Origin of the sequence: Inquilinus sp., assembly GCF_039594555.1 — a bacterium.
Lineage (GTDB): Bacteria > Pseudomonadota > Alphaproteobacteria > DSM-16000 > Inquilinaceae > Inquilinus.
In genome coordinates this window covers 1-6,846 of sequence record NZ_JBCNNF010000366.1, presented here as the reverse complement: position 1 = coordinate 6,846, position 6,846 = coordinate 1, and the positions used below count along the sequence as shown (strand labels likewise).

The 6,846-nt window shown below is 70.8% G+C and carries 7 protein-coding genes and 1 pseudogene; all 8 read left to right on the top strand.

Features of this window, described 5'->3' with window-relative positions:
- Positions 1-475, top strand: a 475-nt coding sequence (locus ABDW35_RS28630) for an ATP-binding cassette domain-containing protein (protein WP_343717259.1), incomplete at its 5' end; no start/stop codon positions are given.
- Positions 475-1,518 carry an ABC transporter permease gene (locus ABDW35_RS28625; protein ID WP_343717258.1) on the top strand — a complete coding sequence of 348 codons (1,044 nt, stop codon included), beginning with the start codon at positions 475-477 and terminating at the stop codon, positions 1,516-1,518. The genes ABDW35_RS28630 and ABDW35_RS28625, both read left to right, overlap by 1 nt.
- Before the next feature lie 34 nt (positions 1,519-1,552).
- Positions 1,553-2,500, top strand: coding sequence for a sugar-binding protein (locus tag ABDW35_RS28620; protein WP_343717257.1), 948 nt, complete (start codon positions 1,553-1,555; stop codon positions 2,498-2,500).
- Positions 2,501-2,611: 111 nt separating this feature from the next.
- On the top strand, positions 2,612-3,277 hold the full coding sequence (gene rpe, locus ABDW35_RS28615) for a ribulose-phosphate 3-epimerase (protein ID WP_343717256.1): 666 nt from the start codon (positions 2,612-2,614) through the stop codon (positions 3,275-3,277).
- Between the two features lie 3 nt (positions 3,278-3,280).
- On the top strand, positions 3,281-4,945 hold the full coding sequence (locus tag ABDW35_RS28610; RefSeq protein WP_343717255.1) for a heparinase II/III family protein: 1,665 nt from the start codon (positions 3,281-3,283) through the stop codon (positions 4,943-4,945).
- A gap of 162 nt (positions 4,946-5,107) precedes the next feature.
- Positions 5,108-5,935: an aminoglycoside 3-N-acetyltransferase gene (gene aac(3) / locus ABDW35_RS28605; RefSeq protein ID WP_343717254.1), complete on the top strand. Its 828-nt coding sequence runs from the start codon at positions 5,108-5,110 to the stop codon at positions 5,933-5,935.
- A 136-nt stretch (positions 5,936-6,071) separates the two neighbouring features.
- Positions 6,072-6,446 carry a hypothetical protein gene (locus ABDW35_RS28600; RefSeq protein ID WP_343717253.1) on the top strand — a complete coding sequence of 125 codons (375 nt, stop codon included), beginning with the start codon at positions 6,072-6,074 and terminating at the stop codon, positions 6,444-6,446.
- Positions 6,447-6,574: 128 nt separating this feature from the next.
- Positions 6,575-6,846: pseudogene (purH, locus tag ABDW35_RS28595) on the top strand (bifunctional phosphoribosylaminoimidazolecarboxamide formyltransferase/IMP cyclohydrolase); the annotation flags it as partial.

Genomic DNA, 6,846 nt, shown 5'->3' with positions numbered 1-6,846 from the left:
GGCCGACAACCTGACCGCCGCCGCCAATGTCTTCCTGGGCCGCGAGCTGAAGACCGGCGTCTGGCCGGTGCGCCGGCTGGACCACGGCGCCATGAACCGCAAGGCGCAGGCGCTGTTCGCCGAGCTCAAGTCGGAGACCCGCGCCGGCGACCTGGTGCGGCTGATGTCGGGCGGCCAGCGCCAGGCCGTGGCCATCGCCCGCACCCGCCTGTCCAACGCCAAGCTGATCCTGATGGACGAGCCGACCGCCGCCATCAGCGTGCGCCAGGTGCATGAGGTGCTGGAGCTGATCCGCCGCCTGCGCGACAGCGGCATCGCCGTGATCCTGATCAGCCACCGCATGCCCGACGTGTTCGAGGTGTGCGACCGGGTGATCGTGATGCGCCGCGGCCGCAAGGTCGCCGACAAGCGCATCGCCCAGAGCTCGCCCGAGGAGGTCACGGGCCTCATCACCGGCGCGCTGGAGGCGGCGTGATGGCGACCCAGGCGACCGGCTCCGCCCCGATGACCTTCGACAATGTCCGGCGGCAGGGGACGCTGCACCGGATCCTGGCGTCCCAGATCACCTATGTGCTGGCGGCGCTGGTGATCCTGATGATCGTCATGGCCATCGCCTCGGACAAGTTCCTGACCGAGCGCAACCTGCAGAACGTCGCCCAGAACTTCTCCTACATCGCCATCGCGGCCTTGGGGCAGACGCTGGTGATCATCCTGGCCGGGATCGACCTGTCGGTCGGCTCGGTCATGGCGCTGGGCGCCGTCGCCACCAGCCTGGCGATGGACGCGACCGCCGATTGGGGCCTGTTCATCGACTGGCCGGGCCTGGCCCTGCTGGTCGCCGTGGCGGCCGGGGTGGCCGCGGGCGGCGTGGTCGGGCTGATCAACGGCGTGCTGATCGCCCGGCTGGGCCTGTCGCCCTTCGTCACCACGCTGGGCATGCTCAGCGTCTGCCGCAGCCTGGTCTATGTCGTCACCCAGGGCCGCGGGTCGCCCACCGCCGGGCCGGCCAAGGACCTGTTCCGGTCGCTGGGCAACGACCCGCTCTTCGGCCTGCTGCCGCCGTCGCTGATCTACATGGCGGTGCTGGCGGTGATGATCTGGTACCTGCTGCGCCACATGCAGTGGGGCCGGCACGTCTTCGCCATCGGCGGCAACGAGAAGGCGGCGGCGCTGACCGGCGTGCCGGTCGAGCGGGTGAAGATATCGGTCTATGTCTTCTGCAGCGCGCTGGCCGGCTTCACCGGCGTGCTGCTGCTGGCCTGGCTCGGCTCCGCCCCCGCCAACACCGCGGTCGGCTACGAACTGCGGGTGATCGCCGCCTCCGTGATCGGCGGCGCCAACCTGACCGGCGGCCTGGGCGGTCCGCTGGGCGCCGTCACCGGCGCGGCGCTGATCGAGGTCATCCGCAACGGGCTGATCCTGGGCGGCGTGCAGCCCTACTGGCAGGATTTCTTCGTCGGCGTGTTCATCATCCTGGCCGTGCTGCTGGACCGCATCCGGTCCCGACGGGCGGCGTAAAACGCGTTTTTCAACGAGGGGAGGACAATTGATCATGAAAAAGCTTCTTCTGGCCGCGGTGGCGCTGAGCGCCGTCATGACCATGGCGGGCGGCGCGAACGCGGCGGACAAGCTGCGTTTCGCCCTGGTGCCGAAGGCCATGAACAACCCGTATTTCGACCTGTCGCGCGACGGCTGCATGGACGCCGCCAAGAAGCTGGGCGTCGAATGCGTCTATATCGGCCCGGTGGAGCATGAACCGGCCAGCGAGGCGCAGATCGTCCAGGACCTGATCACCCAGGGCATCGACGGCCTCGCGATCTCGGTCGCCGATGTCGACGCGCTGACCAACGTGATCGACCAGGCGGTCGCCGCCGGCATCCCGACCATCACCTTCGACGCCGACGCGCCGGGGTCGAAGCGCCAGGCCTTCGTCGGCACCGACAACTACGCCATGGGCAAGGCGATCGGCGAGATGGCGGCCAAGCTGCACCCGAAGGGCGGTACCTTCGCGCTGGTGTCCGGCGGCCCGGCCGCGGCCAACCTGAACGACCGGGTGCGCGGCACCATCGACGGGCTGGGCGCCGGCTGGACCCAGGTCGCCGGGTCGCCGCTGTACTGCAACGACGACGCCGCGCTGGCGGTGCAGCAGCTGCAGGACACGCTGACCGCCCATCCGGACATCGACGCGCTGCTGCCGGTCGGCGGCTGGCCGCTGTTCGTGCCCGACGCCTTCCGCAACTTCGCCGAGCCGATCAAGGCCAAGCTGGCGTCGAAGGAGATCGTGCTGGTCTCCGCCGACACGCTGAAGTCGGAGCTGGAGCTGCTGCGCGACGGCTACGCCAACGGCCTGATCGGCCAGCAGCCCTATGAGATGGGCGCGCTGGCGATGGAGATGCTGCAGAAGCTGAAGAAGGGCGAGAAGGTGCAGGAGATCACCTATGTCGGCCTCGACACGGTGACGCCGGACAACGTCAAGGAGTTCCTGGCCAAGGCGAAGTAAGCGCCGCACAATGGGCTTGGCCGGGGTGGACTCGCCGCCCCGGCCGGCCCTGTCGACGACATGGTTTCGTCACGGTTGTGACGCGGCCGGTCCCTTGTTATGAGGACGGTCATGGTCAAACCGGTCCTGATCGCCCCCTCCATCCTGTCCGCCGATTTCGCCCGCCTGGGCGAGGAGGCCCGCGCCATGACCGAGGCGGGGGCCGACTGGCTCCATCTCGACATCATGGACGGGCACTTCGTGCCCAACATCACCTTCGGTCCGACCGTGGTGAAGGCGCTGCGGCCCTGGTCGGCCCTGCCCTTCGACACCCATCTGATGATCGGCCCGGCCGACCCCTACATCCCGGCCTTCGCCGAGGCGGGGGCCGACCGCATCAGCTTCCACCCGGAAGCCGGGCCGCACCCGCACCGCACCGTCCAGCTGATCCGCTCGCTGGGCAAGGCGCCGGGGGTGGTGCTGAGCCCCGGCACGCCGATCGCCATGGTCGAGGAGCTGCTGGGCGACATCGACCTGGTGCTGGTGATGACGGTCAATCCCGGCTTCGGCGGGCAGAGCTTCATCGAGAGCCAGCTCGACAAGATCGCCCGGCTGCGCGCGATGATCGACAAGAGCGGCCGCGACGTGCGGCTGGAGGTCGATGGCGGCGTGACGCCGGAGACGGCGCCGCGGGTGATCGCCGCCGGCGCCGACACGCTGGTGGCCGGCACCGCCGCTTTCCGCGGCGGCCCGGGCGCCTATGCCGGCAACATCGCCGCGATTCGCGGCAAACGCTGAGACATGCGGAACCCGCGCAGCCTCACCCGCAACGTCCACGACCAGATCGCGCGGTTCGCCTATTCGAACCCGCTCTACTCCGTGGCGCTGGGGCGCAAGGGGCCGCGCGACCTGCTGATGGTGCCGCCCGATCCCTGGCCGGGCGATGCCGAGCGCGGCACGGCGCTGATCGCCGGCACCTACCGGCTGGGCGGCCAGACCTATGAGGCGGCGGCGGCGGCGCCGTGGGAGCCGTTCGGCGCCGCGCCGGAGTTCATCGAGGCGCTGCACGGCTTCGAATGGCTGCGCGACCTGCGCGCCGCCGGCGGCGACCAGGCCCGGCGCGCGGCGCGGCGGCTGATCGACCATTGGATCGAGCGCTACGACCGCTGGCACCCGCTGACCTGGCGGCCGGACATCCTGGGCCAGCGCATCGCCAGCTGGCTCGGCGCCCACGACTTCTTCTGCGCCAGCGCCGACGACGATTTCCGCACCCGCGTCTTCGCCAGCCTGTCGCGGCAGCTGCGCCACCTGACCCGCGTCGCCGACGGCGATCCGGTCGACCCGCGCCAGATCCAGACCGTGCGCGGCCTGGTCTACGGGGCCGTCGCCCTGCCCCAGGGCCGGCCGCGGCTGGACCAGGCCCAGCGGATCCTGGGCAAGTGCCTGCCGCGCCAGATCCTGCCCGATGGCGGCCACATCCAGCGCAACCCGGCGGTGCACCTGACCGTGCTGCGCCAGCTGATCGACATCCGCGCCGCCTTCCGCGCCGCCCAGGCGCATGTGCCGGACGCGCTGCACCTGGCGATCGACCGGATGGCCCCGGCGCTGCGCCTGCTGCGCCATGGCGATGGCGGCTTCGCCCTGTTCAACGACGCGCAGGAGGGCGAGCCGGTGCTGATCGACGCCGTGCTGTCCCAGGCCGATTCCAAGGCCCGGGCGCCGAAGAGCGCGCGGCACAGCGGCTTCGAGCGGGCGATGGCCGGCCGCACCCTGCTGCTGCTCGACGTCGGCGCGCCGCCGCCGGCCGGCGCGGACCACGGCGCCCATGCCGGGCTGCTGTCCTTCGAGCTGTCGGTCGGGCGCGAGCGCATGATCGTCAATTGCGGCGCCTGGCCCGGCCGCGGCAGCGCCGAGGACAGCGCCTGGCACACCGCCCTGCGCGGCACGCCGGCCCATTCCACGTTGAGCGTCGCCGGCCGCGATTCGGCCGAGGTGCTGCGCGACGCCGGCATCGGCAAGCGGCCGCATAGCATCGAGGTCGACCGGCAGGAGACGCCGCAATCGGTGCTGATCGACGCCTGGCATGACGGCTATCGCGAGGCGCTGGGGCTGATCCACCGGCGGCGGCTGGAGCTGTCGGCCAATGGCGACGAGCTGCGCGGCGAGGACATCCTGTTCGCCGAGTCCGACGCGGCGCGCGGCCTGCCCTTCGCCATCCGCTTCCACCTGCACCCGGCGCTGCAGCTGTCGCCGGTGCAGGGCGGCAGCTCGGTGATCATCCGCCTGCCCAGCGGCGACGGCTGGCGCCTGCGCGGCTATGGCGGCCAGGTGGCGCTGGAGGAAGGCATCTATGCCGGCCGCGGCACCGACCGGCGCAAGACCACGCAGGTGGTGATCTGGGGCGAGGTCGGGGCCGAGAGCACCGGCGTGCAGTGGATCCTGCGCCGGGAACGACGGCTGGCGTAGAGGCTCAACATCGATTCGTCATGGCGAGCCCCGAAGGGGCGCGGCCATCCAGGGCGGCTCGCATCGGCCCCTGGATGGCCACGGCGCTCCGCGCCTCGCCATGACGGAGAAAAGGGTGAGCCGATCTCAAAGCCAGTTGGTATGACCGAACGGAGATCCCGATTGTCTGAGCAGATCCACACCCGGCGGACGCTGGCCGCGCAGCTTCGCCGGCTGGGCCTCGAGGCCGGCGATCCGGTGATGGTCCATGCCGCGCTGCGCTCCACGGGCCGCATCCTCGGCGGGCCTGACGCGCTGATCGACGCGCTGCACGACGCGATCGGCCCCGACGGCACCATCCTGGTCTACACCGACTGGAGCGACGACTACCACGACCTGCTGGACGATGACGGCCATGTCCCGGCGGCGCTGCGCGACGACATCCCGCCCTTCGACCCGGCCGCGTCCCGCGCCCGCCGCTTCAACGGCGCCATCGCCGAGCTGGTACGCACCCGGCCCGGCGCGAAGCGCAGCACCAATCCCGGTGCGTCCTGCGCCGCGGTCGGCGGCCGGGCCGACTGGTTCACGGCCGGCCAGGCGCTGGACTACGGCTATGGCGAGCGGTCGCCCTTCGCCAGGCTGGTCGAGGCCCGCGGCAAGGTGCTGATGCTGGGCGCCCCGCTCGACGCCATGAGCCTGCTGCACCATGCCGAGCACCTCGCGCCGATCCCCGGCAAGCGCGTCGTCCGCGCCGAGGTGCCGTTGCTGCTGGATGGACGGACGGTCTGGCGCCGGATCGAGGAATTCGACACCTCCGATCCTGTCGTCGACGGCCTGCCGGAGGGCTATTTCGCCACCGTGGTCGAGGATTTCCTGGCCACCGGCCGGGGTGCCCGCGGCCCCGTCGGCGACGCCCCGTCGGTGCTGGTGCCGGCGGCGGAGATGACGGATTTCGCCGTGCGCTGGCTGGAGCGCCGGTGCGGTCTCGGACCGGCGCTGAGCCGGCCTTGATCGCTCGCTGTCAGCCGATGCGGAGATGAGCCGGTTGGACTGATCGCGGCGGTTCCGTCGTCATGCTATCCTCCCGGACATCGCACACCCGTCGGCCAGGCCGGCAGGGGATCGGGCAGGAAAGGCCTCTTCGGTCATGGATCTTGGCTGGTTGCGTATCGTCCTGAGAGAGTTGGCATCGTCGCAGCGGCTCCTGCTGCGGCTCGGCTTCCTGGGTTGGCTGATCGGCGTCGGCGGGATCGTGGGGGCCGGCGCGATCAACAACATGGCGCGCTCCGCACCTTCGGTCGCCGACGGCGGCCATCGCCACCCTTACCAGTTCAAGGGCGAGCTTCGATTCCTGAATGATTGGCAGGAGCGGGTCGAGGCGATCTCCAGGATCATGGTGCCCGCGGGCCTCGCCATCTTCTTTGCGGCAGGCGCCGCCGAGCTTCGGTGTCGTTACCGCGAGTACGACGAACGCTCGCAGCGGGTGCTCCGTGGCGGCAGCGGCGGGAAGGAAATGGGATAAGGTCGCGACGCAGATCCGGCCTCTGTATCCGCTCCCGACCGGCCCGGTTTCCGAGCGATCCAATGATCGACATCCCTCCCCGTCAGGTCTAAAGACGGGCGCATTGCCGTCCTGGAGCCCCGCCGATGATGACCGAAGCCGCCCTGCCGATCCGCCGCGCGCTGATCTCCGTCTCCGACAAGACCGGCATCGTCGACTTCGCCCGGTTCCTGGCCGAGCGCGGGGTCGAGATCCTGTCGACCGGCGGCTCCTTCAAGGCCCTGGCCGATGCCGGCATCCCGGTGAAGGAGGTGTCGGCCCATACCGGCTTCCCCGAGATCATGGACGGCCGGGTCAAGACCCTGCATCCGAAGATCCATGGCGGCCTGCTGGCCCGGCGCGACAGCGACGAGCATGTCGA

Coding starts and splice junctions, on each gene's coding strand:
- ABDW35_RS28625 (WP_343717258.1), top strand. CDS start 475: ATGGCGACCCAGGCGACCGGCTCCGCCCCGATGACCTTCGACAATGTC.
- ABDW35_RS28620 (WP_343717257.1), top strand. CDS start 1,553: ATGAAAAAGCTTCTTCTGGCCGCGGTGGCGCTGAGCGCCGTCATGACC.
- rpe (WP_343717256.1), top strand. CDS start 2,612: ATGGTCAAACCGGTCCTGATCGCCCCCTCCATCCTGTCCGCCGATTTC.
- ABDW35_RS28610 (WP_343717255.1), top strand. CDS start 3,281: ATGCGGAACCCGCGCAGCCTCACCCGCAACGTCCACGACCAGATCGCG.
- ABDW35_RS28600 (WP_343717253.1), top strand. CDS start 6,072: ATGGATCTTGGCTGGTTGCGTATCGTCCTGAGAGAGTTGGCATCGTCG.